Origin of the sequence: Bordetella petrii (genome assembly GCF_020991325.1) — a bacterium.
In the GTDB taxonomy this organism is placed as follows: Bacteria; Pseudomonadota; Gammaproteobacteria; order Burkholderiales; family Burkholderiaceae_B; genus Bordetella_A; species Bordetella_A petrii_E.
This window is the reverse complement of the sequence record NZ_JAJMLX010000029.1, coordinates 1-26,235: the sequence shown is the minus strand read 5'-3', so window position 1 is coordinate 26,235 and position 26,235 is coordinate 1. Positions and strand designations below refer to the sequence as shown.

Here is a 26,235-nt window from a genome sequence, read left to right as displayed (position 1 = left end):
CGCTCGACGTGCCGGCTGGCGGCGCCCGCAGCGCCACCGCGGTGCTGGCGGGCGGCTGCTTCTGGGGGGTGCAGGCGGTATTCCAGCATGTGGAAGGCGTCACCCAGGCGGTGTCGGGTTATGCCGGCGGGGCCGCCTCCACGGCAGACTACGAAACCGTCAGCGTCGGCCGTAGCGGCCACGCCGAAGCCGTGAAAATCACCTACGACCCCGCCCGCGTCAGCTACGGGAAACTGCTGCAGATCTATTTTTCAGTGGCGCACGATCCCACTCAGCGCAATCGCCAGGGTCCGGACGTGGGGCCGCAATACCGCTCGGCCATTTTCCCGGCCGATGAGGGGCAACACCGGGTCGCCCAGGCCTATATCGCGCAGTTGGATGGCACCGGCGCCTATCCGCGCCCGTTGGCCACCACCGTGGAGGACGGTGCCGCCTTCTATGCCGCCGAAGCCTACCACCAGGACTATCTGGTGCGGCACCCCGACAGCCTGTACATCGTAGTGAACGACCAGCCCAAGGTGGAAAACCTGGCCAAGGCCTATGCCACCGTATACCGCCAGGATCCGGTGCTGGTGAACCCCTGATCCGTAATGGCCCCGGCTTGACGCTGCCCGCCGCCCGCGCATAACCTGGGGCCACATCGGCATCCAGGTACGGAACAGGGCAGTGTCCTCGACATCGGCGGGTCATCATTGTGTAGGCGTGTTGCTTGCCGCGGGCGAAGGCCTGCGTTACCGTACCGCGCGCCGCGCCCTCCAGGAAAACGCCCACAAGCTGCTGGCCCGCCTGCCCGACGGCCGCGCCGTGGTGCAGGCCAGCGCCAGCACGCTGCTGGGCGTGCTGCCCGACAGCATTGCCGTGGTGGCGGAACGCCCGCCCGAGCTGCCGGCCTTGTTGTCGCGCCTGGGATGTTCCGTGGTGCACGCGCCGGCCGCACCGCGCGGCATGGGTATTTCGCTGGCCACGGCGGCGCGCCACTTGCTGGACCGCCCCGCCCCTGGCGGCCAATTGCCAGGGTGCGTGGTGGCCCTGGCCGACATGCCATGGCTGCGCCCGGACACGCTGCAATTACTGCTGCGGCACGCAGCCAGCGATCGCATCGTGGTGCCGGCGCACCATGGCCGGCGCGGCCATCCGGTTGTTTTTGGCGGCCGCTACCTGCCGGAACTGGCCGGCCTCGATGGCGACACGGGTGCGCGCGCCCTGCTGCTCAAGCATGGCGCCATGGAAGTCGAATGCGATGACGATGGCATACTGCGCGACATCGACACCCCCGAAGATCTATACACAGGACCCTCCGCCACATGATTCCTCTCGACATGGACGTGCTGCGCCAGGCGCGCGACTGGGTTGCCCAGGGCCACACCGTGCACCTTGCCACCGTGGCGCAAACCTGGGGCTCGGCCCCCCGGCAGGCCGGCGCGCTGATGGCGCTGCGGGCCGACGGCCGCATGGCGGGGTCGGTATCCGGGGGGTGCGTCGAAGACGACCTGATCGCCCGTGCCCGTGCCGGCACGCTGCCGGCCCAGCCGGAACGCGTCACCTACGGCGTCACCAGCGACGATGCCGCGCGCTTTGGCCTGCCCTGCGGCGGCACGCTGCGCCTGGTGGTCGAACCCCTGGCCTCCGCGCAATGGCTCGATCCGGTATTGGCCGACATCGCGCAGCAACGCCTGGTGGCCCGCACGCTCGATCTCCACACGGGCCTCTGCACGCTGGCGCCGGCCAGCCCGTCCGACGGGCCGGACTTCGACGGCCGCACATTGCGGGCCGTGTACGGGCCGCAATGGCGCCTGCTTATCATCGGCGCCAACCAGACGGCGCGCGCCCTGTGCGATATCGCCACCATGCTCGACTTCCGCGTGCTGGTATGCGACCCGCGCGAAGAACTCTACAGCGGCTGGAACGCGCCGCATTGCACCCTGCTGACCAGCATGCCCGACGACGCCGTGCTTGAAATCGGGGTTGACGAACGCACCGCCATCGTCGCCCTGACGCACGACCCGAAGCTGGACGACATGGCGCTGCTCGAAGCCCTGAAATCACGCGCTTTTTACGTGGGCGCGCTGGGTTCCCGCCCCAACCAGGCCAAGCGCCGCGAACGGCTGCGGCAGTTCGACCTGGACGACGCCCAGATCGCGCGCCTGCATGGGCCCGTGGGCCTGCGCATTGCCAGCCGCACGCCGGCCGAGATCGCGGTGGCGGTGGCGGCCGAACTGGTGTGGGTGCGCAATTCGCTGGGCACCGCGCAGGCATCTTCGTACCTGGACGTGGGCGGCCTGCCTGACGGCTCGCCGCAGATCAAGGCGGGCCCGGCCTCCTGACCGCACCGCGGGCGACGGCAGCCATGCCGTCCGGTACACTGGCCATGTGTGGTGGCTGCAGCCGAGCCATCCACGGTCAGGCTCGCGCCTGGCGGACGGGCTTTCATATCCAACTGCAATGCCAGTCCATGCGCCGCGGCGATAGGTGCCCGCCGCACGCTTGGCGCCAATCAATAGGCTTGGCCTCGTCCGCCGTTACTACCTGGAGATCCACCCGCGCACCAGTACAAGGAGTTGTTCATGTACAAGATCCTCGTTCCCATCGATGGTTCCGAAACCGCCATGCGCGCACTGGAAGCCGCCATAGCCATGGCCGGCCTGCGCCAGGACACCGAACTGCACTTGCTGAACGTGCCGCTGCCCATCCTCTCTGGCCACGCCAAAATGTTCCTGGACAAGAGCGCTGTCCAGGACTACTACGACGAGGAAGGTGCCAAAGCCCTGGCCGAGGCAAAAGGCGCGGCGGAAAAATCCGGCGTCAGGTTCGTTGCCGCGATCAAGCCCGGGCAATCCGCCCAGACCATTACCGACTACGCGCGCGACCAGCAATGCGCCCAGATCGTCATGGGCACGCGCGGGCTGAGCGCACTGCCCGGCATCTTGCTGGGCTCGGTGGCCAACAAGGTCATACACCTGGCCGAGATCCCGGTTACGCTGGTGAAGTAGCCGCCGGCATTACCGGGGCGGCGGCAGGCGCCGCCGCCCGTTTGCTGCGCAGGCACAGGAATTTCCGCATGACGCAACCTTATTCGACACTGCCGCCGCGCCTGACCCGCGCGCAGTTCCTGCGGCTGGCCGGAGGTCTGGCCACCAGCGCCGCGCTGGCGCGGCTGTCCCCGGCCATGGCCGCTGCGGCCTTGCCCACCCGGCCCATCCCCTCGTCTGGCGAGCCTTTGCCTGTCGTGGGCTGCGGAACCTACCGGGTCTTCGATGTGGCGCAGGACAGCGCCGAATTCGCCATACTGCCAGATGTGCTGGCCGCCTTGTTCGAGGCCGGCGGCTCGGTGCTGGACAGTTCCCCCATGTATGGGCGCGCCGAGGCCGTGCTGGGCAGCCTGTTGACGGCGTCGAACCAGCGCGGCCGGGCCTTCCTGGCCACCAAGGTCTGGACCACCGGGCGCGCGGCCGGCATCCGGCAAATGGAAGATTCGATGAAGCTGCTGCGCACGTCCCGCATCGACCTGATGCAGATCCACAATCTGCTGGATTGGCGCACGCACCTTCCCGTGCTGCGGGAATGGCAGGATCAGGGCCGCATCCGTTTCGTGGGCATCACGCATTACACGTCCAGTGCCTATGACGAAGTCGAGGCGGTGCTGAAATCCGAGCGGCTGGATTTCCTGCAGATCAATTATTCGGCCGATGACCGAGCCGCCGCGCAACGCCTGCTGCCCCTGGCTGCGCAGCGCGGCGTGGCCGTGCTGGTCAACCGGCCGTTCGGCGGTGGCGGACTGCTACGCCGCGTCATGAGCCGGCCCTTGCCGCCCTGGGCGGCGGAAATCGGTGCCACCAGCTGGGCGCAGCTACTGCTGAAATTCGTGCTGGGCCACCCCGCCGTCACTTGCGTGATTCCCGGCACCGGACGCCCGGCGCACATGCGCGACAACGTCCGGGCCGGCCTCGGCGAATTGCCTGGCCCCGACTTCTGGACACGCCGCTTGGGCGACCTGCAAGGCTGAGGCGCTACAGGCTTTGCCAAAGACGCCGCAGCAGTTCGGGAGCCTGCGTTTCCGGCACCTGGAAACGCACTTGCATCGCGTCGTCCACAAAGCGGATCTCGATGCGGAAATAGCGCTGGTCCGGCCCGGGCGCGGCATCGTCAGAGGCCAGCGGCGCCGCCTGCAGCAAGGCCTGGCAGACTTCGCGGCGCATGGGTTCGGGGCAGGTGCGCAAGTCGATGTCCCGCGGCTCGGCGCGGGCGGGCAAATACGCCAGCCCGCCCTGCCGCGAAACACGCACCAGCGTGGCGTCGTCCAGCGGGGGCAGGATGATCACGGCAGCACCCCAACCTGCCGCCAGGCTTGCCTGATGGCTTGCTGCGTATCGCCGTCGGCGCCGGCGACCTCGATGGTCAGCGACGCGAACGTCGCGAAATCGGCGTTCGCTCCCAGGCGCTTGTCGCGCAAGGTGTCGTACCAGACGCGCCCCGTCCGTTCCCAGGCCGGCCCGCCCAGGGCAGTAGCGGCCAGGTAGAAGGCCCGATTGGGGATGCCCGAGTTAATGTGTACGCCGCCGTTGTCTTCGGTGGTGTCGACGTAGTCGCGCATATGGTCAGGCTGCGGATCCTTGCCCAGGGCCGGATCATCGTAGGCAGTGCCAGGTTGCGACATGGAACGCAAGGCACGGGCATTGACGGCTTGTGTGAACAGCCCCGCGCCCACCAGCCAGTCGGCTTGCCCGGCCTCCTGGCCGGCGTGGTGCTGCTTCACCAACGAACCGAACACGTCGCTGAGCGATTCGTTCAGGGCGCCGGACTGCCCCTGGTAGCGCAGGCCGGCCTCGTGGTCGATGACCCCATGGCAGAGCTCGTGGCCAACCACGTCCACCGCGATGGTGAAGCGGTTGAATACTTCGCCGTCGCCGTCGCCGAACACCATCTGGGCGCCGTTCCAAAAAGCGTTGTCGTACTCGTCGCCGTAATGCACGGTGCCTACCAGCAGCATGCCGGCGTTATCGATGGAGTGGCGGCGATACACTTGCCAGAACAGCTCGTAGGTAGCGCCCAGGTATTCGTAGGCCTCGTCCACCGCGATGTCGCCGCTGGCGGGCTGGCCTTCGGCGCGCACCAGGCGTCCTGGCAGGTCTGTGCCATTGGCCGCGGTATGGATGGCTCGATCGGCCTGGCCGGGAGGGCGCGCGGACGGCTGCGGCACCTGGGCGGCAGCCGGCGCCACCCCTTGGGTGGCGCGCAGGCTGCGCTCTTGCTGCTCGATGCGCAGCGTGGCAATGGCCCGCTGGCGGACTCGCGGGCTGGCATGCTGGGCCAGCCGGTCAAGCATGTATGGCGGTATCACGCCAGAGCACCAGGAATCGGGCATGGGGCGGGACATGTGCGACCTCCTTCAGCCGGAGTGGCCGGCCACCCTTTCACCTTAGCAGAAAAGCGCTGCACGGGCCTCGCGCGTGACGGCCCGCGAACAGCGGCTCGTCGTTCTATTGCGCTTCATGGAAGATTTGCAATAATGACATCGCTCGCGGCGCGGGGAACCATGCCAGTCCGGCGGGCTCTGATTGCTGGCTTTTCCCTCAACACACTCAAGAGAACCACAATGATGAAATCTGACGACACTGGCAAGCTGATCCTGCGCCTTGCACTGGGCATCATGATCCTGATGCACGGCCTCATGAAGCTGACCTCCGGCGTGGGCTGGCTGTCCGGCATGTTGTCCTCGAACGGGCTGCCCGGCTTCCTGGCCTACGGCGTCTATATCGGTGAGGTCATCGCGCCGCTGCTGGTCATCCTGGGTATCTACAGCCGGCTTGGCGGCCTGATCATCGCCGTGAACATGGTGGTTGCGATTCTGTTGGTGCACATGGGCGAATTGTTCGCCATTGGCAAGACGGGCGGCTGGGCCCTGGAACTGCAAGGCATGTTCCTGTTCGGCGGGCTGGCCGTGGCCTTCCTGGGCGCGGGCCGTTTCGCGCTGGGGGGCTCTGGCGGGCGGTGGAATTAGGCCCACCCCCGTAGCGCTGCGCGCTACCCCCTCAAGGGGGCGACGTCTGCGGACCGGCGGAGCCGGATCCGCGACGTCCTTGATTGTGCGGCACTGTTGTCCTTCGCCAAGAGTCCTCAAGGACTGTTCCGTGTCCGGGCTCATCCCCCTCAAGGGAGCCGTCTGCGGACCGGCGGAGCCGGATCCGCGACGTCCCTGATTGTGCGGCACTGCTTTCCTTCGCCAAGAGTCCTCAAGGACTGCTCCGTGTCCGGGCTCATCCCCCTCAAGGAAGCCGTCTGCGGACCGGCGGAGCCGGATCCGCGACGTCCCTGATTGTGCGGCACTGTTGTCCTTCACCAGCAGTTCATGACGGGCGCATCATCTCTTTCGCGGGCGGTGCTAGCATGAAGTGTCCCACCCCATGATTTCCAGGAGCCCCTCATGAAGCATTCGCTTGTCCTGCTGGCGTTGGCCGCCGCGCTTTGCGGGCCGTTGGCGGCGCGTGCCGAGCTGCCGGTGGGCGCGCCGGCGCCCGATTTCTCGGCGCCTGCCTCGCTGGGCGGCAATGAATTCACGTTCAAGCTGGAACAGGCCCTGGCGCAGGGGCCCGTGGTGTTGTACTTCTACCCCGCCGCCTTCACGCAGGGCTGCACCATCGAGGCGCGCAATTTTGCCGAGGCCACCGACGACTACAAGGCGCTGGGCGCCACCGTCATCGGCGTATCGGCCGACGACATCCAGACCCTGAAGAAGTTTTCAGTCAGCGAATGCCGCAGCAAATTCGCCGTGGCCGCCGATGGCGACCAGGCCATCATGAAGGCCTACGATGCCGTCCATGATCGCCGCCCGGACTATGCTAAGCGGGTTTCGTACGTGATCACGCCGGACCGCAAGATCTTGTACGCCTATACCGACATGAGCCCCGACCGCCATGTGGCCAATACCCTGAAAGCCTTGCGTGAATGGCGCGCCAGCCAGCCGCGGGCAGCCAAATAGGTACTCGGGCCGGCGGGAGGCTCAGGCCGCCGTGGCGCCCGGCAGAATTTCCAGCACCCGTTCTGCCGGACGGCACAGCCTGGCTCCCTGCTCCGTGACCACGAAGGGGCGGTTGATCAGAATAGGGTTCTCGATCATGGCATCCAGCAGGTCGTCGTCGGTGACGTCGGCCGCGTCCAGGCCCAGTTCTTGGTACAGCGATTCCTTGGTGCGCACCGCGTCGCGCACGCTCAGTTCCGACTGCTGGATCAGCCCGGACAAGGTCTGGCGCGAAGGCGGCGATTTCAGGTATTCGATGACGGTGGGTTCGATTCCCGCGTCGCGTATCATTTGCAGCACGTTGCGCGACGTGCTGCAACGCGGGTTGTGGTAAATGGTGGCGGACATGCGGGCTCCTTTCTTAAACCAACAGTCTAACCAATACCAACCCACCTCAGTGCACCCTAAGGCCTGTGCACATTGAACGGCCACACCGTGGGGTGCGATCCGGGCGGCATCGACGGCCGTTCCCAGCGGGCGGGCGTCAGCGAAAACTGCGCGGCGTGCCGAACCGCGGCCATCTCGCCGAAGCCCGACCGGCTGCTTTCCAGGAAGCCCGCGATCGGCGGCATGCCACCCTGCAACCCACCGGGCACCCTGCCCAGCCCACGCAGCCATTGCGCCGTACCGGCCAGGGCCACGCGCACATGCCAGGAACCGCCTTCGGTTGCCTGTCGGGCCAGCGCCACTTGCGCGCCATAGGCCATCAAGTAGCCCGACGCATGGTCCAGTATCTGCATGGGCATCGGCTTGGGCGCGGCCGTTCCCGCGGCCTGCGCCTCGGCATGGTTGAAACCGGTGGCGGTCTGCACCAGGGAATCGAAGCCGCGCCGCTGCGCCCACGGGCCGCTGTCGCCATAGGCCGACAGCGATACATACACAATGCCCGGCCGCAGTCGCGCCACCTCTTGCGGCCCGAATCCCAGGGCCTGCATCGCGCCCGGGCGGTAGCCCTGCACGAACACATGGGCGCTGCGCAGCAAATTGGCCAGCGCGATACGCCCATCGGCGGTTTCCAGGTCGGCGTGCACCGAGAGCTTGCCGCGGCTGGTTTCGGCGATGGTGTCGATATTGGGCAGATGCGGTGAATTGATCAGCATCACGTCGGCTCCGTAGGCGGCCAGCGCGCGGCCGCACACGGGCCCGGCGATGATGCGGGTCAGGTCCAGCACACGGATGTCTTTCAGGGGCCGGGCGTCGTGCGCATAGCGGGGCAAGGGGCGCGGGTCGGCTTCACCGATGCGCTCCACGGTCAGCACGGGCTGGCCAGCCAGCGCCAGCCCTTGGGGGTGGCGGTCCCATTCGTCGAAACTGCGCATGGCAGCCACCACCAGGCCGGCATCGGCCGCTTCCTGCTCGACGTCCAGGGCCTGCCGCCGGGACAGGGCCTGCTCGACCGCGTCACGCGTCGTGGCCGGGCCGGTGGGACATCCCAGCAAGGCCAGCGCCCCGTCGCGATGGTGGGCGAAATTGGCATGTATGCGCACCCAGCCACCGTCGCCGCAACGATATGCGCCCGTGATCTTGTCATAGATGTCGGGCTCGACGCCATCCAGGGTGAAATAGCTGCGGCATTCCTGCGCGGCGTGCAGCATGTCTACGCCCACGCGCTGGCGGGGGCCGCCCCGCAGGTGCCATAGTTCCGCCGCCGCCAGGGCCGCGGCCGCCATGCTGGCCTGGGCCGCCGTGCCCACCGGAAACGACGACGGGAATACCGGCTCGCCGCCCGCCAGGTCGATGTAGTCCATGGCCTCGTCCGGCATGTCCAGCCCTTGCCACAGGCCTTGCAGCGCATCGCGCGAGGTCTTGGGGGCGTTGCCCTGTCCTTCGGGGTAGTACGGACGTCGATCCATCATGTTTCCTGTGCCGTCCTATGCGCGGCATTGCACCTGAATTACAAAGCGGCCGAAGGGGCGCGTCAACACGCCCGCGCCCTTCTCCGTTATGCCGGATACATCTGTTCTTGGCTTTTACATCTGCGCGGAACGATCCAGGCGTTTCAGGAAAACCTGCAGTTCTTTCACCACCTGCTGGTCGCCGCGTGCCTGCGCCGCATCGCGCCCCGCTTCCCAGGCCGACCGCGCGCCCGCCAGGTCGCCTTGCCCCTGCAAAGCCTTGCCCAGCCATTTCCAGGCTACGGAATAGGCTGGGTCGAAAGCCAGCGCGGCCCGCAAGTGCTCCGCGGCCGTGGCGTAGTCTTCGCGTTCGGCATAGGCCTTGCCCAGCGAAAATCGCAGCAACAGGTTGTCCTGGCCCTTGGCCAGCATGGCTTCCAGCCGGTTTACCAGATCATCCACGGCGCGCTCCGGAAATGGGGTGTCATGGCGCCATGATAGCCAAGCGGCCGCGCGCGCCCCGGTTTGCCCATGCGCGGTGCAAGGGCACATCCCGCCTGCGGCCGCTAAACCAAGTGTTTCGACGGGTATCAGCCGGCGAGATCCCGAATTTGTGTCCGTTATGCTGGTCTATACGTGTATGACATCCCGGGAGATACTCTTGGCCGCGCAACGTCGCCTGTTTTTATCGGCCGCCTGGCTGCTCCTGCTTTTTCACGCCGCCGTGGCCATGGCGCAGCAGCCCGCCGCTGGCCTGCCCCTGCCCGCGCTGGTGGATCGCCTGACCTGGGGCGCCACGCCGGACGAACTGCGACGCGCCCGCGAACTGGGCGCCCCCGGGTACATCGAGGCCCAGCTGCGGCCCGCGCCCGATGCGGCGTTGCCTGTCGATGTGCAACGCCATATCGACGCGTTGTCGATATCGCGCCAGCCGGCCGACGATGCGCTGGCGGAAATACGCCGCCAGCAAATGGCGGTGCGGCGCATGCCGGCGGGCCCGGAACAGGCCAAGGCCCGCCGGGAAATGCGCAAGCTGTCTACCCTGCGCGTTGGCGACACGGCCAAGCGCGCCGTCTGGCAAGCCTTGTATACCCCCAACCAGTTGCAAGACCAGATGACCTGGTTCTGGATGAACCATTTCAATGTCTACGCCGGCAAGGTCAATGTAGGCGTCGTGCTGGACGACTACGAAGCGCGGGCCGTACGGCCGCACGCGCTGGGCAAGTTCCGCGACCTGCTGCGCGCCACCATGCGCTCGCCCGCCATGCTGATCTACCTGGACAACCAGTACAACCGCGCCGACCACATCAACGAGAACTATGCCCGCGAACTGATGGAACTGCATACCCTGGGCGTGCATGGCGGCTACACCCAGGAAGATGTCCAGGAACTGGCGCGCGTGCTGACCGGGCTGCGCGCCAACTACTCCACCAAGCCCCCCAAGGTAGCACCGGACTTGCGCGCGCAGATCGTGCAGCAGGACGGTTTCCTGTTCAATCCCGCCGCTCACGACTACGGCAGCAAACGCGTGCTGGGCACAACCATCCAGGGCCGGGGCCTGGCGGAAATCGATCAGGTGGCCGACCTGCTGGCAAGCCATCCGGCCACGGCACGGCATATCAGCACGAAGCTGGCGCAGTATTTCGTGGCCGACCAACCGCCCCCGGGGCTGGTGCAGGCCATGGCCGCCACGTTCCAGAAAACCGATGGCGACATTGCGGCCGTGCTGCGCACCCTGTTCCATTCCGACGCCTTCGCGCAGTCGCTGCAGGACGGCAAGTTCAAGGATCCGGTGCATTACGCATATTCCGCGTTGCGCCTGGCCTCTGCCGGCCAGCCCCCGATAGACCGTGCCGACGCCGTGGGCGGCTGGCTGTCCCGCATGGGCCAGCCCCTGTACCGCCGCCTGACTCCCGACGGGTATCCACTGGCCCAATCGGATTGGTCGGGATCGGGCCAGATGACGGTGCGGTTTGACCTGGCCAGGCAGATCGCCTGGCGGCCGCGAAGCTTCTATCGCGGCAAAGGCCAGGGCAAGGCAGGCGCAGGCAGGCTGCCCGCGTTTGCCGACACATATCAACGCGCGGGCCTGGCGGACAGGCTGTCGCCGGCCACCCGCCAGGTGATCGCCGGCGCGGAGTCCAAGCGGGACGCCGATACCTATCTGCTGGCCTCGCCCGCCTTCATGCGCCGGTGAACGATTTCCCAGGAAATACACCATGCAACGCCGTCATTTACTCAAACTGGCCGCCACGGCCCCCCTGGCCCTGCTTTCCACCCGCCTGCTGGCCGCGCCGCGAGGCAACCCGCGCCTGCTGGTAGTGTTCATGCGCGGGGCCTACGACTGCAACAGCCTGCTGGTGCCCGCGCATAGCGACTTCTATTACGAATCCCGGCCCACCATCGCCATTGCCAAGCCCGGCAGCGGCACTGGCGCGGCCCTGCCCCTGGCCGACGGCTGGGCCCTGCACCCTGCCCTGAAAGACACGTTGCTGCCGCTGTACCAGGCCGGGGAATTGGCGTTCGTGCCGTTCGCCGGCACCGATGATCTCAGCCGCAGCCATTTCGACACCCAGCATGGCATCGAGCTGGGCAGGCCGGGCCGGCGGGACAACGACTATCGTTCCGGGTTCTTGAACCGCCTGGCCACGCAACTGGGCCAGGACCGGGCCGGCCCGGTTTCCTTCACCGGCGACCTGCCGCAGATATGGCGCGGCGATTTTCGCGTGCCCAATGTGGACCTGGGCGGATCCCGCCGCCGCCCGGGCCTGGGCGCCCGCCGCGCCGATGCCATCGAAAGCATGTACCGCGATACCGAACTCGCCGCCGCGGTACAGGAAGGCATACAGCTGAACGCCATGGCTCAGCGCGACCTGGCCGAAGAAATGCAGAAGGCCGACGGCAAGGCCATGCCTGCCAGCCAGCTGGAACGCGAAGCCTCGCGTATCGGGCGCTTCATGGCTGGCAAGTACAACCTGGGCTTTATCGACGTGGGCGGCTGGGACACGCACGTTGGGCAAGGCGGCGCCAGCGGGCAACTGGCCAACAAACTGGGGCAGCTCGGGCGCGCCCTGGTGGCGTACAAAGCGGCGCTGGGGCCCGCCTGGCGCGACACCACGGTGGTGGTCATCAGCGAATTCGGGCGCACCTTTCGCGAAAACGGCAATAAGGGCACCGATCATGGCCACGGCACCGTGTACTGGGTGCTGGGAGGCACGGTACAAGGCGGCCGGATCGCCGGCCGGCAGGTCGACGTCCGGCGCGACACCTTGTTCCAGGACCGCGACTACCCGGTACTGAACGATTACCGATCGTTGTTCGCCGGCCTGTTTGGCCGCCTGTACGGCCTGGATGCCCGGCGGGTGGAGCAAGTGTTTCCGGGCGCGCGGCCGCGCGACCTGAAGCTGGTGTAGGCCCGGCGTTACACTGGACGCAAGGGCTGCCCTGGCTGCGCGGCGGCCCGCTACAGGAGGGTTACGCCATGAGCACGATCTACGATTTCTCGGCCCAGGATATCAACGGCGTGGAACAGGCGCTGGACGCCTATCGCGGCCAGGTGCTGCTGGTGGTGAACGTGGCGTCGCAGTGTGGATTCACGCCGCAGTACGCCGGCCTGGAAGCCTTGCACCGCGACTACCATGCGGCCGGCCTCACGGTGCTGGGGTTTCCCTGCAACCAGTTCGGCCACCAGGAACCCGGCGACGAGGCGGCCATACGCGATTTCTGCAGCACGCAATACGGGGTGACATTCCCCATGTTCGGCAAGATCGAGGTCAACGGTCCGGATGCCCACCCGCTGTACCGCTGGCTAAAAGGCGAAAAACCGGGCGTGCTGGGCACCGAGGGCATCAAGTGGAACTTCACCAAGTTCCTGGTGGGGCGCGACGGCCAGGTCATCAAGCGCTATGCGCCCACCGACAAGCCTGCCGCCCTGAAGGACGACATTCTGCGCGCCTGCGAACAGGCGCCCGCCTGAAACCCGGGCCTAAACGCGCGACGCCTGCAAAGGCGGCAGGCGGCGCCGCACCGGGCTGGACTTGACGATGGCGGTGTTGGTTTCGGCATATTCCGTGATGCGATCCAGCACGCCGTCGAGCTGGGCGATGGACTTCAGCAGCAGGCGCGCCACGAAGCAGTCGTCTCCCGTGACCTTGTCGCATTCGACGAACTCGCCAATGCCGGCTATCAGTTTCTCGACCTTGTGCAGTTGGCCGGGCAAGGGCCGGATGCGCACGATGGCCGTCAGCGTGTAGCCCAACGCGGCCGGATCCACGTCCAGCGTATAGCCGCGCACCACTCCCGATTCTTCCAGCCGGCGCAGGCGGTCTGCCACGCTGGGTGCCGACATGCCGACCTGGCGGGCCAGGTCGGCCGCGGTGGTGCGGGCGTTGGCCATCAGCAGTTGCACCAACTGGCGGTCGATGCCGTCCAGTACATCGTTTTCGATATTTAGGTCATTTTGCATACATAGCCCCTGAAATAAGGTTTTCAGGGTTATTTTCCGCTTTTTGTGCCTGTTATGCACGAATACCGCCTGGGATAATTTCTCCATTGCAGGCGCCATTCCAGGCGCCGCCATCGGGAGCATGCAATGAAGACGACAAGCGAACGGACCGGGCTGGCGCAAATGGCCGCCGCCATGGCTATTTCCGGCAGCGTGGGCATATTCGTGCTGGAGTCCGGGCAAAGCGCCTGGAACGTGGTGTTTTTCCGCTGTGTCATCGGCGCGCTCGGTCTGCTGGCCTACTGCCTGGCGCGCGGCATGCTGCGTCCGGGCATATTCACGCGTGCCACGCTGGGCTGGGCCCTGCTGGCCGGGGTGGCCATTGTGCTGAACTGGGTGTTGCTGTTCTCGGCGTACCGGCTGGCCTCGATTTCCCTGTCAACCGCCGTCTACAACTTCCAGCCCTTTTTCCTGATTCTGCTGGGCACGCTGTTCCTGGGCGAAAGGCCAACGCTCAGCAAGCTGGGGTGGTCGCTGCTGGCGTTCGGCGGCCTGCTGCTGGTGCTGCGCATCGAGCCCGCGCAACTGGCCCAGGCGGGGGGGTACCTGCACGGACTGGGGCTGGCCCTGGCTGCCGGGGCGCTATATGCCGTAACGTCCATTATCGTAAAACGCCTGAAGCACATCGCCCCGCACGTATTGGCGCTGGTGCAGGTCAGCCTGGGGGCGGTGCTGCTGCTGCCCATGGTGGACTTCCACGCCCTGCCCGCCGCGCCGGCGCAATGGGGCTGGCTGCTAGGCATCGGCCTGCTGCACACCAGCCTGACGTACATCCTGCTGTATTCGGCCATACAGAAGCTACCCACCACATCGGTGGCGGCGCTGGCGTTCATTTATCCCGCGGTGGCTATCCTGCTGGACTACATGGTGTATGGGCAGCGCCTGGAGTGGACCCAGGCGGCCGGCGTGGGCCTGATCCTGCTGGCGGCGGCCGCGGTCAGCCTGGACTGGCGCCTTGGGCCCAAACCCGGCAACCGGCGGGCCCATACCCGGGCGGCCTGAACGGCCCGCCCCGGCGGGCAATGCCCCCCTTGCCCGCCGGGGCTTGCCGGGCCGGCCGGCGGCAACCCGCTATCATGGCCCCATGCCCGCCGTCCGTTCCGGACGGCGTCCCATCAAGGATAGCCATGATCGACCTGTACTACTGGACCACGCCCAACGGGCACAAGATCACGATGTTCCTGGAAGAAGCCGGGCTGCCGTACCGGATCGTTCCCATCAACATCAGCAAAGGCGAGCAATTCCAACCCGAGTTCCTGGCCGTCGCGCCCAATAACCGCATTCCCGCCATTGTCGATCACGAGCCGGCCGACGGCGGCGCGCCGCTGCCGCTGTTCGAGTCGGGCGCGATCCTGCTGTACCTGGCCGACAAGACAGGCAAATTCATCGCCCAGGACGTGCGCGGCCGCGCCGACACACTGCAATGGCTGTTCTGGCAAATGGGCGGCCTGGGCCCCATGGCCGGCCAGAACCACCACTTCTCGGCCTATGCCCAGGAACGCATCCCGTACGCCATCGACCGCTATGTCAACGAAACCAATCGCCTGTACGGCGTGCTGAACAAGCGGCTGGCCGACCGCGAGTACGTGGCGGGCGAGTATTCCATCGCCGACATCGCCGCTTATCCCTGGATCGTGCCGCACGAACGGCAAGGGCAGGATCTGGACGACTTCCCGCACTTGAAGCGCTGGTTCCAGGCCATCCAGGCCCGGCCCGCCACGCAACGCGCCTACGAGAAGGCCAAGGAAATCAACAGCACGCCGTCGGTGCATACCGACGAATCGCGCCGCATCCTGTTCGGCCAGACCGCGCAGCAAGTGCGCTGATGCCCATGACAGCCCCGACCGTGCACTTTCGCCGCGCCGCCGTGGCCGACCTGGACGCCATCGTGGCCCTGCTGGCCGACGATGTACTGGGCACCGGCCGCGAAGACCCCTCGGTGCCCGCCAATCCCTGTTATGTGAGGGCTTTCGAGGCCATCGACCGCGATCCCAACCAGTTACTGGCCGTGGCCGAGCGGGCCGGCGCCGTGGTGGGTTGCCTGCAGATCAGTTTCATTCCGGGCTTGTCGCGCCGCGGCCTGTGGCGCGGCCAGATCGAGAGTGTGCGGGTGGCGTCCGGCGAGCGCGGCGCGGGCACGGGCCGCGCCCTGTTCGAATGGGCCATCGGCCAGTGCCGCGAACGCGGCTGCGGCCTGGTACAACTGACCACAGACAAAACCCGTGCCGACGCCCGACGCTTTTATGAATCGTTGGGATTCGCGGCCACGCACGAAGGCATGAAACTGGAACTTGGCGCCTGAACCGGAGTCCGATCGCAATGCATGGTGAATATAAAGTCCCTGGCGGCAAGCTGGTCGTCGTCGACCTGGATGTCGAAAGCGGCAAGCTGGCCAACGTGCGCCTGAGCGGCGATTTCTTCCTGGAACCGCCCGAGGCGCTGGATCTCATCAACGCCGCCCTGACCGGCCTGCCGGCAGACGCCGGCGAGGCCGGGCTGGCGCGAGCCGTGCAAGACGCCTTGCCGCAACAGGCCGAGCTGTTCGGCTTTTCACCCCAGGCAGTGGCGGTAACGGTACTCAGGGCCCTGTCATGACAGACCGCACCTACTGGAACGACTACGAGTGGCAGCTGATACACGAAGGCCCTCAACCGCCTGCCCTGCATATGGCGCTGGATGCGGTCATTACCGATGAAGTCGGCGCGGGCCTGCGGCCGCCCACGCTGCGCATCTGGGAATGGTCGGCCCCGGCCGTGGTCATCGGGCGCTTCCAGTCGCTGAAGAATGAGGTCGACCCCGAAGGAGCTCAGCGCCATGGCGTGTCCGTGGTGCGCCGGGTCAGCGGCGGCGGGGCCATGTTTGTCGAGCCGGGCAACACCATTACCTATTCCCTGAGCGTGCCCCAGGCGCTGGTGCAGGGCCTGAGTTTCCAGCAGTCGTATGAATTCCTGGACGGCTGGGTCATCCGCGCGCTGCATGATCTGGGCATCAAGGCCTGGTACCAGCCGCTGAACGACATTGCATCGGAAGCCGGCAAGATAGGCGGCGCCGCCCAGGCGCGCCGCGCGGGCGCCGTGCTGCACCACGTCACCATGTCATACGATATTGATGCCGACAAGATGGTGCAGGTGCTGCGCATAGGCCGTGAAAAACTGTCGGACAAAGGCACGACCAGCGCCAAGAAGCGCGTGGATCCGCTACGCAGCCAGACCGGGCTGGCGCGCGACACCATCATCGAGCGCATGCTGCAAACCTTCCGCGGCCTGGCGCCGCTGTCGCCGGTGGCCCTGGCCGGCTCGACACTGGAACAGGCACAGCGCCAGGCGCACGAAAAATTCTCCAGTCCGGAATGGACTGCCCAGGTACCTTGATGAAATATTTGCCCTTCCCTGCCCATTTATCGCGCCACGCCCGCGCCTGGACCGCTGGCGCCGCGCTGGCGCTGCTGGCGGGCTGCGCCAGTTCACCGTCCGACACCATCAGCCTGCCCTCGTCCACGCCGCAGCCCACCACCACCGAGGCCCAGGTAGGCGATGTGGAAGTAGAAAAAATCCAATGGCAAGGCGCCAAGCCCGGCTGCGAAGGGCAATGCCCGCGCATCGAGATCGACAGCGTGGGCTTTCCGGGCATTCCCAAGCTGACCGAACTGATCGACCACGTGCTGGCCTACATGACGGGGGTGGATCCCAACCGCCCGCGGCCCTACGCCACCATCTCGGAGTACACGCAGTATTTCTGGCAAACGGCGCAATCGCGCGATGCCACGGTGTTCAATGCCAGCGTGAAGGCCGTGGTGGGGGATATTGTGGCGGTGGAATTGCACACCGGCCAATACCTGACCGGCGCCGCGCATGGCATTCCCGCCACCCAGTACCTGAACTGGCAGCGCGGGCCCGGCCGGGTGCTGGCATTGGACGAAGCCTTGCAGCCGGAAGCCCGGCCGGCTTTCGTCGAGGCCCTGCGCCGCGCGCACGCCGCCTGGCTGGCCCGCAACGAAGACGCGTTGCGCGACCCACAGGCCTACAACCGGATGTGGCCGTTCCAGGAAAGCGACAACTTCGCGCTGACGGCCGAAGGGGTGGTGGTGAAGTACGACGCGTATTCAATCGCGCCGTATTCGCACGGCGAACCCGAGTTGCTGATTCCGTACGGAGAACTACGCGGCATATTGCGGCCGGAATTCCTGCCCGCCGCTTGAATTCGCGCCGGCCCCCGGGCCGGCGCCATGTTCTTTACCCAGGGTGCATCAGGGATACAGGCCGCGCACCTGGCGGGCCTGCAGAATGCGCGTGCAAGCCACGATGAACGCCGCGGTACGCAATGTGACCTTGTGTTCCTTGGCCATTTGCGACACGGCCGCATAGGCCTCGCGCATCAGGCGTTCCAGGCGGTGGTTGATTTCGTCCTCGCTCCAGAAGAAGCTGGAGAAATCCTGCACCCATTCGAAGTAGCTGACCGTCACGCCGCCGGCGTTGGCCAACACGTCGGGCACCACATACACGCCGTTCTCGCGCAGGATATCGTCGGCTTCGGGCGTGGTGGGGCCGTTGGCGCCTTCCACCACGATCTTGGCCCGCACCTTGCCGGCGTTGTCTCGGTGGATCTGGCCTTCCAGGGCGGCCGGAATGAGGAAATCGGTTTCCAGTTCCCAGAACTGGGCGTTGTCCAGCGCTTCGCCGCCGCTGAAACCGCCCACGCCGCCCTTCTGCGACACGTGCGACAGCAGCTTGTGCACGTCCAGGCCCGCCGGGTTGTACACGGTGCCGGTGTGATCCTGCACGGCGGTAACCTTGGCGCCCACTTCGTGGAACAAGCGCGCCGCGGTGCCGCCCACATTACCGAAGCCCTGCACGATGACACGGGCCTGGGATACGTCGATATTGCAGTCGCGGGCCGCTTCGCAGGCGGCTACATATACGCCGCGACCGGTGGCCTCGACCCGGCCCAGGCTGCCGCCCAGCGCGATGGGCTTGCCGGTGACCACGCCGGTGGCGGTGGCGCCTTCGTTCATGGAATACGTGTCCATCATCCAGGCCATGGTCTGGGCATTGGTATTCACGTCGGGCGCCGGGATGTCTTTGGACGGCCCGATGATCACGCCGATTTCCGAGGTGTAGCGGCGCGTCATGCGTTCCAGCTCGGATTGCGACAGCTTGCGCGGGTCGACACGGACACCGCCCTTGGCGCCGCCATAAGGCAGGTTGACCGCGGCGTTTTTCACGGACATCCAGGCCGCCAGGGCCATCACTTCGGACAGGGTGACGTCCTGGTGGAAGCGCACCCCCCCCTTGCCAGGCCCGCGCGAGGTGTTGTGCTGCACGCGGTAGCCCTCGAAATGGGCCACGCTGCCGTTATCCAGTTCGATGGGCACATCGACGATCAGCGCCCGCTTGGGCCGCTTGAGCGTTTCCACCCAGCGCGCCAGCGGCCCCAGATAGGGGGTGACGCGGTCGACTTGTTGCAGATAAATGCCCCAGGGACCGAGGTGTTCGGCATCCAGGTACGAGGGCAAGGCGTGGTTGGGCTTATCCGACATGAGGGCAATCTCCAGGCTAGGACTGGCGTCATTGTAACCACCAAACTTGGTGTCGTCCCCATTTAATATGAATCAAATTAAATGGGGACCGAATAAAAGCAGGACGCCAGGGCGATGCGCCGCGCAGCCCATCTTAAGGCGACAGAAGCTGCCATGCCAACCTTGCCGCGACACGCGCCGTGCGGTTGTCCAGGTCGCAGGCCGGATTGCATTCCGCCAAGTCGGCCAGCCGCAGCTTGCCGCTGCGCTTGACCCGCAAGGCAATCTCTTCCACCACCGGCAAGGGCACGCCATAGGGGGCCGGGGCAGATACCCCCGGCGCGACGCCCGCGGGAAGCACGTCGATGTCTATGGTCAGGTACACGTGTCCGGCCGCCGCCAGCAGGCGGTCGAGCTCGGCCAGGCGCGCGTCCAGATGGCGTTCCTGCAAGTCGCGGTCTTCCACCCAGACGGCACCGATCGCGGCGGCGCGCGCGTACAGCGCGGCCGTATTGCCCAGGCGCGAAACCCCGAAGCAGGCATACTGCCAGGCCTGGCCGTGCGCCGCGCAATGTTCGGCGATCTGGTCGAAAGGCGTGCCGGAACTGGCCGGACGGCCGGTGCGCAAGTCGAAATGCGCGTCCAGGTTCAGCACCAGCACGGGCTGCGTATCGCCCTGCCCGTCCAGCCAACGGCGCAGGCCCTGGAAGCTGCCCCACGCCACCTCGTGTCCGCCTCCCAGCACCAGCGGCCGCCCGCCGGCCGCCAGGGTGTCCGCCACGCGGGCCGCCAGCGCATCCTGAGCGTTTTCCAACTGGCCGTCGGCGCAGGTCACGTCGCCCGCGTCCACCAGGCGGCGATAGTCGTGCGCGGGCAAGCCCGCCATCATGCGGCGTATGGCCTCTGGCGCGGCTGCGGCGCCGGTGCGCCCCTGATTGCGCGCCACGCCGGCATCGCACGCGAACCCGATCAGCACCGGGTCGCCAGCGGTGATTCCCTGGCTGGCGGCGGTGGCAATATGGGCCAGGCGGCGCGTATCGCCGCGCTCGGCGCTGTCGTCGCGCGCGCGCCAGATCGCGGGGTCCAGGGCCGTCATGCCGCCCCCTGCTGTGCGGGAGCCAGCACGGCCTGCAGGAATTCGCGCGTGCGTGCTTGGCGGGGCTGGGTGAAGATCACGCCGGGCGGGCCGGATTCGACGATATTGCCACCATCCATCACGGCCACCAGGTCGGCTACATCGCGGGCGAAGCCCATTTCGTGGGTAACCACCATCATGGTCATGCCCTCTTTGGCCAGCACTTTCATTACTTGCAGCACTTCGCCCACCAGTTCCGGGTCCAGCGCCGAGGTCGGCTCATCGAACAGCATCACCTCGGGCTCCATGGCCAGGGCGCGGGCGATGGCCACGCGCTGTTTCTGGCCGCCGGACAAGCTGGCCGGCATGGCCTGGATTTTCTGGCCCAGGCCGACCTTATCCAGCAAGTCCCTGGCCTGCTGTTCGGCCACCGCGCGGGGCGTGCCGCGCAGCTTGCGCGGGCCGACCGTGACGTTGTCCAGCACCGACAGGTGCGGAAACAGATTGAACGACTGGAACACCATGCCTACGCGCATGCGCAGGCGGTTCAATTGTGCCTCGGGCATGGGCTTGCCGTGGTCGAGCAACGACTCGCCGCAGATATCGATCGTGCCGCCCTGCGCCACTTCCAGGCCGTTGCAGCAACGCAGCAGCGTGCTCTTGCCCGAGCCGCTGGGGCCGATGACCACCACGACCTGGGAACGCTGCACGTCGAAATCGATGCCCCGCAGTACTTCCACCGTGCCGAACGATTTGCGCAAGCCGCGGATGCGGATCATTTCCTGCATTTCCTGTGTACTCATTGCACCATGCCTCCCGCACGCAGTCGGTGTTCGAACCAGCGCAGTACCGTGGTGGTCGCGGTGGTCAGCACCAGGTAGATCAAGGCGATCACCAGATAGGTTTCCAGCGACCGGTACGAAACGCTGATGATTTTCTGGCCTTCGTGCATCACGTCATGGATGGTCAGCAGCGACACCAGCGCCGAGTTCTTGATCAGGGCGATGAACTCGTTGCCCAGCGGCGGGATCATGCGCACCACGGCCTGCGGCAGGATAATGATGCGCATGGCCTGCGCGCCGGACATACCCAGCGAGCGCGCCGCCTCGGTCTGGCCACGGTCCACCGACTGGATGGCGCCGCGCACGATCTCGGACACATAGGCGCCGGAATACATGCCCAGCCCCAGCACTCCGCAGGCGAACGCCGGCAGCATGATGCCGAACTGTGGCAACCCGAAGAACCAGATGAACAATTGCACCAGCAGGGGCGTGCCGCGAAAGCACAGCAGGTACACGCTGCACAGGCCGTACAGCGCGCGGCGCTGCGGATTCAGGCGCCCCACCCCCACCAGCAGGCCGATCAGGCAGCCCAGCAGCAAGGCGCAGGCGGTCACTTCGACGGTTACCGCGGCGCCGCGCATCAACGCGTCGAAATCGGCGAAAACGGGAGAAAAGTCCAGGTTCATTGGGTGGTGGCCTCAAACCATTTGCCGACCACCTTGTCGTAGGTGCCGTCGGCTTTCAATTGCTTCAGGGCGGCGTTCAGTGCGGCGGTGAGTTCGGGCGTGCGCTTGGAAACGGCAATGCCGTATTGCTCGGTGGTGATCTGTTCATCCAGCACGGTCAACCCCGGCGAACTCTGGGCGAACAGCTTGGCGGCCGGCTTACCGGTCACCGCGGCCTCGGCGCGGCCCACCTGCACCAGGTTGAACATTTCCTGGTTCTTCTCTACTTCCACGCGCTGCACCTTGGGATAGTGTTCTTTCAGGTAGTTGACCGACTTGGTTCCCACCTGCACCGACACCTTGCGGCCGTCCAGGTCTTTCAAGTGCTTGATCGGGCCGTCCTTGCGGGTCAGCACCACCAGGCCGCCGGCGTAGTATGGGTCGGTGAAGTCCACTACCTGCTTGCGGGCATCGGTAATGTAGATGGCCGACACCGCCATATCGGCGCGGCCGGCCTGCAAGGCGGGAATCAAGCCCTTGAAGTCGATATCGATCCACTCGATTTTCTTGCCCATGGCCTTGCCCAGGGCTTCGATCAATTCAATGTCAAAGCCGGTGCGCTGCCCGTCTTTCACAAACTCCATGGGCGGAAAGGTGGCGTCGGTGACGACGCGCAGGGTGTCCTGCGCATGGGCCGGCGCGGCGCCCCAGGCCAGGCCCAGCACCAGGGCGGCGGTCAATACTTGTCGGCGAGTGTTCATCAGGTTTCCTTGAAAAGTGAAAAGAGTGAAACGGCGTAGTAGGTACTGCAGCCGCGGCCAGCGCGGCGCCGGCAAATCAACGGCTTTGCAGGCGATTGGATATGCGGCGGGCGGCCGCGATGGTCATTTCTATCAGTGCATCGGCGCGCAGGGCCGCACGGGTGGATGGCGCCATGACGGTGATGGATGCCGTGGCCAAGTGCGGGCGCTGGAAGACAGGCACGCTGACGCCCCAGACTCCGGAGTCCACCTCGCCGTCCGTGACGGCATAACCCGCGACACGGATCGGGGCCAGGCTGGCGGTAAGCTCGTCCACATCGACACCGGCATCCTGCAAGTCGACCAGCAGGGCCTGCAGCCGGGCTGGCGGCATGAAGGCCATCAGCGAACGGGCCGAGGCGCCACGCACCAGCGGCAGGCCGCGCCCCTTCACGAACGAGCAGCGCAATGGGTGCTGACTTTCGATCATGTCCAGGCACACGGCCTGGTCTTTCATCGCCACCAGCAGACCCACGGTTTCGCCCGACTCGGCGGCCAGGCGGGCGAGGTCCGGCTGGGACTCCTGCACCAGGAACGATGACTGGTCGAAACCCCAAGCCAACTGCACGCACAGCGGGCCCGGACCATATTCACCGCCCTGTTCGGCCACGAAACCCCAGCGCTTGAGCAAGGCGATCTGCCGATAAAGCGTGCTTTGCGCCAGGCCGGTCTTCTCGACCAGCATGGGGATGGACAGCGGCCCATCATTGCGGGCCAGCGTCGCCAGCACGTACAGCACGCGATCGGCACCGCCGGCAACGGCTTGGTCTTGCATGGGAAATGCCTCGTCGGCTATGAGAACGGGCGCAGATTAGCCGGTTTTCTCAAAATTACCTCGGGATATTCCCGATATTCGGGAATTATTCGGGAAAGCACTGAGGAAAAACTGTGATGCAGTGCAACGAGACAGGCAGAGCGATACCGATGGGTAGGTGTGACAGCTTCCGCCAGCGGGCCCGGCGCAATGTGGCGCATTCTCCTCTGGGAAAGGCGGCACCATGGTTTTTGCGCGCTTACAAGATGTTGCCTACCGAGGCTAGTTCGGTAAAACCCGATGGCTAGAATTGATCCCGCTATCTGCCCTGCCCCCCATCGCATCCCCGCTATGCACGAGGCTTTCATGTCTACCGGTTTTTATTCCGCTTCTGTTGTGTTGCGCCGTCCGAACGACGTTCTGACACTGACGCCATGGCATGCTGGCGACCCACGCAGCGCCGGCAAGTACGCCGACCGCGCCGGTGCCGAGTCGCTGCTGCGCCCGTTCATGCACGACGACAGCAACCGCCTGGCCATCATGCGCCTGTGCCATGCCATCGAGCCCGGCTATACGCTGGCCGGTTCGCAAAGCATGGATGTGGCCGCCCATCACATGGCCGACCTGATCGCCACGGGCAAGGTATTGGCCGCCCGCACCGGCGAGCCCGCCCAGTATGTGGAAGGACAATTCCCGCTCAACCTGCGCCAGCTGGCTTACCTGCCGGCGCGCGGCACCGGCGTGGACGGGTCGTACTTCCTGCGTGGACACTATGTGGTGCGCAAAGGAACCATCGCGGTCACAGCCTCGGGCTTCACGGCCGCCATGCAGACGGGGCCGGCGCGCTTCTTTGCCACGGCCCGCATCGCCGTGGACGGGAAAGACGGCGCGCCCCACCCGCTGACCCTGGAACACGCGGGCCGCTGGCCCACCGCCGATGACTACTCCCCTATCGGCGCCGCGCAGTGGGAATTGCCCGAAGTGCGCCATGGCCAGTCGATCGCACTGGTGATCCAGGCGGGCTATCAGCTCGAGGGCGACACCGGACAGGCTGCCCCGATGCCGTCTGTCACCGAGCGCGACTTTCCACTGGTATTGAACTGAGCACGTAACGCGCGGCCAGTCCGGCTGCGCGTTACGCAATCGCGGCAATCAGTCGTATTTGTTCAGCCGCACACCAGACACGCCGGACAGGCTGGGAGACGCATCGCCGGGCTGTGCCTGGCTGGGGGCCGGCGCTGGCTGGGCCTGTGGCGCGGGCGCCGCCACCGGAGCCGGCGCGGCGGATTGTCCCTGGCGCGCAGCATCGCGCCGGCCTTGAGCCGCCGCGATCAGTTCGGCCAGCTCGGCTCCAAGCTTCCCTTGCTTGCCGGCGTAAGCCCAGTCGGATGCATTCTTGTCTTTCAGGTCGCGCGTGGTGATGTCGGCCCCGGCATCCAGCAGCAATTGCACCATATCGCGATTGCCGGAGAACCCCGCCATCATGATCGGCGTGGTGCCGTCGGGCGACGGTGCATTCACCATGGCCTTGTTGGCCAGCAACAGCTTGGCGGTTTCTATCCGGCCTTTGGATGCCGCATAGTGCAGCGGCGTCCATCCCAGTCGATTGACCTGGGCGCCCCGCGATATCAGGGTGCGGGCGCGGGCGGTCTGGCCGGCTACCGCAAGGTACATCAGGGCGGTTTCGTTGGCCGGGTTGACGGCGTCGAGCTGGGTGCGGGGATCCGCCGCCAGGGCGTCGAAGACCTCCCAGGCGCCGTCCACCACGGCCCGCATCAGGGCCGGCTGCCCATTCTTGTAGCGCACGTTGGGATCGGCGCCCCCCGCCAGCAGTTCGCGGATCTCTGGCGCGTTGTCGTTGTGCACATACACCCACCAGTTCTCTTGTGAAGCGGCAGCCTGGGCCGCTGGGCCCGCGCAAATGGCGGCCAGCCCCAAGGCAATGGCGGCGGCAAACTGGCGTGACCCGGAAAAGACTGGAAAAACAAGCTTCATAGCAATATTTTTAAAGTAAAACTCTAGATATTCAACTTTAAATATTTTACTTTATATTATCTGTCTATCTTGTTGAATAATTTGAAAAAATTGTCCGTGGAAGCGTGCGCCACCTGCTCCACACCTATTCCTTTCAGGGTAGCAATTTTTTCGGCTACATGAATCACCTTGGACGGGTCGTTACGCTTGCCCCGGAACGGCACGGGAGCCAGATAGGGCGAATCGGTTTCGATCAGCAGACGATCCAGCGGCACCTTGGTGGCTACTTCGTGGACGATGCCCGCGTTCTTGAAGGTGACGATGCCGGACAAGGAAATATGGAAATTCAGGTCGATGGCCGCCTGCGCCATTTCCCACGACTCGGTAAAACAATGCATGACGCCGCCGACTTCGGCGGCGTTTTCCTCGCGCAGAATGCGCAAGGTGTCCTCCACGGAATCGCGGGTATGAATGATGAGCGGCAAATTCGCCTGCCTGGCCACCCGGATGTGCCTGCGGAAACGCTCGCGCTGCCAGTCCAGCGGCTCGCTCAGGCGATAGTAGTCCAGCCCGGTTTCGCCTATGGCCACCACTTTCGGGTGCTGCGCCAGTTGCAGCAGTTCGGTTTCCGTGGGATCGGAAGTGGCCTCGTAGTCGGGGTGCACCCCCACCGAAGCCCACAGGTTGCGATGCGGCTCGACCAGTTCGATCAGGCCGGGCCAGTCAGGCATGTCGACGCTGACCACGAGCGCATGCGTGACCTGGTTGTCGGCCATGCGCCGCAGGATATCCGGCAGGTCCTGGGCCAGGTCGGGAAAATTCAAATGGCAATGCGAATCAACGTACATGTAAGGCTATTTGAGTAGAGGCGGCCCGCGCGGCGGCAGCCGGATGGGCGGCAGGCCTATGCCTGGCAGGATAGCACCATGCGCTGCAGCGTCGCATGGGCAAACAGTTTGGCGCTCAAGGGGTGTGTGGCCAGCCGGCGCTGCTGCGTCAGCCAGCGTGCCGCTTCGGCCAGCCTGACCGGATCGGCGCGCCTGGCGGCCTGCTGTATCAGCTTGCCCAGCGACGGGAAATAGCGCACAGGCGCATCCACGCCCGCCAGCATCAGGTCGGCATACAGCCGCTGCAGTGCGTCAATCCACTGCGCCGGCGCGCTTTTCTCCAGGCCTTCGGCCAGGCTGCCGATATCCGGCGTCTGCCCCCTGGCCAGGGGCTCGATCAGTTGCGCCAGCCATTCCGGGCAGGCCTGCTCGCCGCCCTGAGACAGCCGCAGGGCCGCCAGCGGCGCCCCGCCCGCAGCGGCCAGCCAG

Annotated in this window: 31 protein-coding genes and 1 pseudogene; 17 read left to right on the top strand and 15 right to left on the bottom strand. The window is 66.0% G+C overall.

What is annotated here, in order from left to right:
• The 5 genes from msrA to LPZ50_RS05180 all read left to right on the top strand — a co-directional run.
• The coding region (msrA, locus tag LPZ50_RS05200; RefSeq protein ID WP_230658481.1) for a peptide-methionine (S)-S-oxide reductase MsrA at positions 1–584 on the top strand (584 nt) is incomplete at its 5' end.
• An 82-nt stretch (positions 585–666) separates the two neighbouring features.
• A complete protein-coding gene (locus LPZ50_RS05195) occupies positions 667–1,308 on the top strand; it encodes a nucleotidyltransferase family protein (RefSeq protein WP_230658478.1) in 642 nt (213 codons plus the stop codon).
• Positions 1,305–2,324, top strand: a complete 1,020-nt coding sequence (locus tag LPZ50_RS05190) for an XdhC family protein (protein WP_230658475.1) — start codon at positions 1,305–1,307, stop codon at positions 2,322–2,324. Before LPZ50_RS05195 ends, LPZ50_RS05190 begins: the two co-directional genes overlap by 4 nt.
• Positions 2,325–2,564: 240 nt before the next feature.
• Entirely contained in the window at positions 2,565–2,990 is a 426-nt protein-coding gene (locus LPZ50_RS05185) for a universal stress protein (protein ID WP_230658472.1), read from the top strand.
• A 101-nt stretch (positions 2,991–3,091) separates the two neighbouring features.
• Positions 3,092–4,003, top strand: coding sequence for an aldo/keto reductase (locus tag LPZ50_RS05180; RefSeq protein ID WP_230658491.1), 912 nt, complete (start codon positions 3,092–3,094; stop codon positions 4,001–4,003).
• A 4-nt stretch (positions 4,004–4,007) separates the two neighbouring features.
• Here the strand turns inward: LPZ50_RS05180 and LPZ50_RS05175 are convergent, their stop codons facing one another.
• Both LPZ50_RS05175 and LPZ50_RS05170 read right to left on the bottom strand, forming a co-directional pair.
• Complete coding sequence (locus tag LPZ50_RS05175) at positions 4,008–4,319, bottom strand: protealysin inhibitor emfourin (RefSeq protein WP_230658469.1); 312 nt, start codon at positions 4,317–4,319, stop codon at positions 4,008–4,010.
• The gene (locus LPZ50_RS05170) at positions 4,316–5,374 is read right to left on the bottom strand and encodes a M4 family metallopeptidase (protein WP_230658466.1); all 1,059 of its coding nucleotides are present in this window, start codon (positions 5,372–5,374) and stop codon (positions 4,316–4,318) included. Before LPZ50_RS05170 ends, LPZ50_RS05175 begins: the two co-directional genes overlap by 4 nt.
• A 219-nt stretch (positions 5,375–5,593) precedes the next feature.
• On the opposite strand from LPZ50_RS05170, the gene LPZ50_RS05165 reads away from it, so the two are divergent.
• Positions 5,594–5,998 (top strand): DoxX family protein, encoded by a 405-nt coding sequence (locus LPZ50_RS05165; protein WP_230658462.1) that lies wholly within the window; start codon positions 5,594–5,596, stop codon positions 5,996–5,998.
• Between the two features lie 423 nt (positions 5,999–6,421).
• Entirely contained in the window at positions 6,422–6,976 is a 555-nt protein-coding gene (locus LPZ50_RS05160) for a peroxiredoxin (protein ID WP_230658459.1), read from the top strand.
• Between the two features lie 21 nt (positions 6,977–6,997).
• On the opposite strand, the gene arsC is transcribed toward LPZ50_RS05160, so the two are convergent.
• The 3 genes from arsC to LPZ50_RS05145 all read right to left on the bottom strand — a co-directional run bounded on the left by arsC (position 6,998) and on the right by LPZ50_RS05145 (position 9,282).
• A complete protein-coding gene (gene arsC, locus LPZ50_RS05155) occupies positions 6,998–7,363 on the bottom strand; it encodes an arsenate reductase (glutaredoxin) (protein WP_230658456.1) in 366 nt (121 codons plus the stop codon).
• 56 nt (positions 7,364–7,419) lie between these two features.
• Positions 7,420–8,868: a CoA transferase gene (locus LPZ50_RS05150; RefSeq protein ID WP_230658488.1), complete on the bottom strand. Its 1,449-nt coding sequence runs from the start codon at positions 8,866–8,868 to the stop codon at positions 7,420–7,422.
• Between the two features lie 117 nt (positions 8,869–8,985).
• Positions 8,986–9,282, bottom strand: coding sequence for a tetratricopeptide repeat protein (locus tag LPZ50_RS05145; protein WP_268903219.1), 297 nt, complete (start codon positions 9,280–9,282; stop codon positions 8,986–8,988).
• Positions 9,283–9,511: 229 nt separating this feature from the next.
• On the opposite strand from LPZ50_RS05145, the gene LPZ50_RS05140 reads away from it, so the two are divergent.
• From LPZ50_RS05140 to LPZ50_RS05130, 3 genes are all read left to right on the top strand, one after another.
• Complete coding sequence (locus tag LPZ50_RS05140) at positions 9,512–11,047, top strand: DUF1800 domain-containing protein (RefSeq protein WP_230658450.1); 1,536 nt, start codon at positions 9,512–9,514, stop codon at positions 11,045–11,047.
• Between the two features lie 22 nt (positions 11,048–11,069).
• Positions 11,070–12,263: a DUF1501 domain-containing protein gene (locus tag LPZ50_RS05135; protein ID WP_230658447.1), complete on the top strand. Its 1,194-nt coding sequence runs from the start codon at positions 11,070–11,072 to the stop codon at positions 12,261–12,263.
• Positions 12,264–12,331: 68 nt separating this feature from the next.
• Entirely contained in the window at positions 12,332–12,826 is a 495-nt protein-coding gene (locus LPZ50_RS05130) for a glutathione peroxidase (RefSeq protein ID WP_230658444.1), read from the top strand.
• 9 nt (positions 12,827–12,835) lie between these two features.
• Here LPZ50_RS05130 and LPZ50_RS05125 read toward each other — a convergent pair whose 3' ends face one another.
• Positions 12,836–13,315 carry an Lrp/AsnC family transcriptional regulator gene (locus tag LPZ50_RS05125; RefSeq protein ID WP_230658441.1) on the bottom strand — a complete coding sequence of 160 codons (480 nt, stop codon included), beginning with the start codon at positions 13,313–13,315 and terminating at the stop codon, positions 12,836–12,838.
• Positions 13,316–13,441: 126 nt separating this feature from the next.
• On the opposite strand from LPZ50_RS05125, the gene LPZ50_RS05120 reads away from it, so the two are divergent.
• The 6 genes from LPZ50_RS05120 (at position 13,442) to LPZ50_RS05095 (ending at position 17,552) form a co-directional block, all read left to right on the top strand.
• Positions 13,442–14,356, top strand: a complete 915-nt coding sequence (locus tag LPZ50_RS05120) for a DMT family transporter (RefSeq protein ID WP_230658438.1) — start codon at positions 13,442–13,444, stop codon at positions 14,354–14,356.
• Between the two features lie 125 nt (positions 14,357–14,481).
• A complete protein-coding gene (locus LPZ50_RS05115) occupies positions 14,482–15,180 on the top strand; it encodes a glutathione binding-like protein (protein WP_230658435.1) in 699 nt (232 codons plus the stop codon).
• A gap of 5 nt (positions 15,181–15,185) precedes the next feature.
• A complete protein-coding gene (locus LPZ50_RS05110; RefSeq protein WP_230658432.1) occupies positions 15,186–15,656 on the top strand; it encodes a GNAT family N-acetyltransferase in 471 nt (156 codons plus the stop codon).
• A 17-nt stretch (positions 15,657–15,673) separates the two neighbouring features.
• Positions 15,674–15,949 (top strand): biotin--protein ligase, encoded by a 276-nt coding sequence (locus tag LPZ50_RS05105; RefSeq protein WP_230658429.1) that lies wholly within the window; start codon positions 15,674–15,676, stop codon positions 15,947–15,949.
• Positions 15,946–16,725: a lipoate--protein ligase family protein gene (locus LPZ50_RS05100; RefSeq protein ID WP_230658426.1), complete on the top strand. Its 780-nt coding sequence runs from the start codon at positions 15,946–15,948 to the stop codon at positions 16,723–16,725. The genes LPZ50_RS05105 and LPZ50_RS05100 overlap by 4 nt, the downstream gene beginning before the upstream one ends.
• On the top strand, positions 16,725–17,552 hold the full coding sequence (locus LPZ50_RS05095) for an RsiV family protein (protein ID WP_230658424.1): 828 nt from the start codon (positions 16,725–16,727) through the stop codon (positions 17,550–17,552). Before LPZ50_RS05100 ends, LPZ50_RS05095 begins: the two co-directional genes overlap by 1 nt.
• A gap of 48 nt (positions 17,553–17,600) precedes the next feature.
• Here LPZ50_RS05095 and LPZ50_RS05090 read toward each other — a convergent pair whose 3' ends face one another.
• The 6 genes from LPZ50_RS05090 to LPZ50_RS05065 all read right to left on the bottom strand — a co-directional run bounded on the left by LPZ50_RS05090 (position 17,601) and on the right by LPZ50_RS05065 (position 22,966).
• On the bottom strand, positions 17,601–18,890 hold the full coding sequence (locus LPZ50_RS05090) for a Glu/Leu/Phe/Val family dehydrogenase (RefSeq protein WP_230658421.1): 1,290 nt from the start codon (positions 18,888–18,890) through the stop codon (positions 17,601–17,603).
• A 133-nt stretch (positions 18,891–19,023) separates the two neighbouring features.
• Positions 19,024–19,965, bottom strand: coding sequence for a formimidoylglutamase (hutG, locus tag LPZ50_RS05085; RefSeq protein ID WP_230658419.1), 942 nt, complete (start codon positions 19,963–19,965; stop codon positions 19,024–19,026).
• Positions 19,962–20,747, bottom strand: a complete 786-nt coding sequence (locus LPZ50_RS05080; RefSeq protein WP_329957640.1) for an amino acid ABC transporter ATP-binding protein — start codon at positions 20,745–20,747, stop codon at positions 19,962–19,964. Before LPZ50_RS05080 ends, hutG begins: the two co-directional genes overlap by 4 nt.
• A complete protein-coding gene (locus LPZ50_RS05075) occupies positions 20,744–21,412 on the bottom strand; it encodes an amino acid ABC transporter permease (RefSeq protein WP_230658416.1) in 669 nt (222 codons plus the stop codon). Before LPZ50_RS05075 ends, LPZ50_RS05080 begins: the two co-directional genes overlap by 4 nt.
• Positions 21,409–22,152, bottom strand: a complete 744-nt coding sequence (locus LPZ50_RS05070) for a transporter substrate-binding domain-containing protein (protein WP_230658412.1) — start codon at positions 22,150–22,152, stop codon at positions 21,409–21,411. The genes LPZ50_RS05075 and LPZ50_RS05070 overlap by 4 nt, the downstream gene beginning before the upstream one ends.
• Positions 22,153–22,228: 76 nt before the next feature.
• Positions 22,229–22,966, bottom strand: a complete 738-nt coding sequence (locus LPZ50_RS05065) for an IclR family transcriptional regulator (RefSeq protein WP_230658410.1) — start codon at positions 22,964–22,966, stop codon at positions 22,229–22,231.
• A gap of 345 nt (positions 22,967–23,311) precedes the next feature.
• Here LPZ50_RS05065 and LPZ50_RS05060 point away from each other — a divergent pair, with 345 nt between their 5' ends.
• Positions 23,312–24,049, top strand: coding sequence for a hypothetical protein (locus LPZ50_RS05060; RefSeq protein WP_230658407.1), 738 nt, complete (start codon positions 23,312–23,314; stop codon positions 24,047–24,049).
• Between the two features lie 48 nt (positions 24,050–24,097).
• Here the strand turns inward: LPZ50_RS05060 and LPZ50_RS05055 are convergent, their stop codons facing one another.
• The 3 genes and pseudogenes from LPZ50_RS05055 to LPZ50_RS05045 form a co-directional block, all read right to left on the bottom strand.
• On the bottom strand, positions 24,098–24,940 hold the full coding sequence (locus LPZ50_RS05055; RefSeq protein ID WP_230658404.1) for an ankyrin repeat domain-containing protein: 843 nt from the start codon (positions 24,938–24,940) through the stop codon (positions 24,098–24,100).
• Positions 24,941–24,996: 56 nt separating this feature from the next.
• On the bottom strand, positions 24,997–25,767 hold the full coding sequence (locus tag LPZ50_RS05050) for a TatD family hydrolase (RefSeq protein ID WP_230658401.1): 771 nt from the start codon (positions 25,765–25,767) through the stop codon (positions 24,997–24,999).
• A 56-nt stretch (positions 25,768–25,823) separates the two neighbouring features.
• Positions 25,824–26,235 (bottom strand): annotated as a pseudogene (locus LPZ50_RS05045) (DNA polymerase III subunit delta'); the annotation flags it as partial.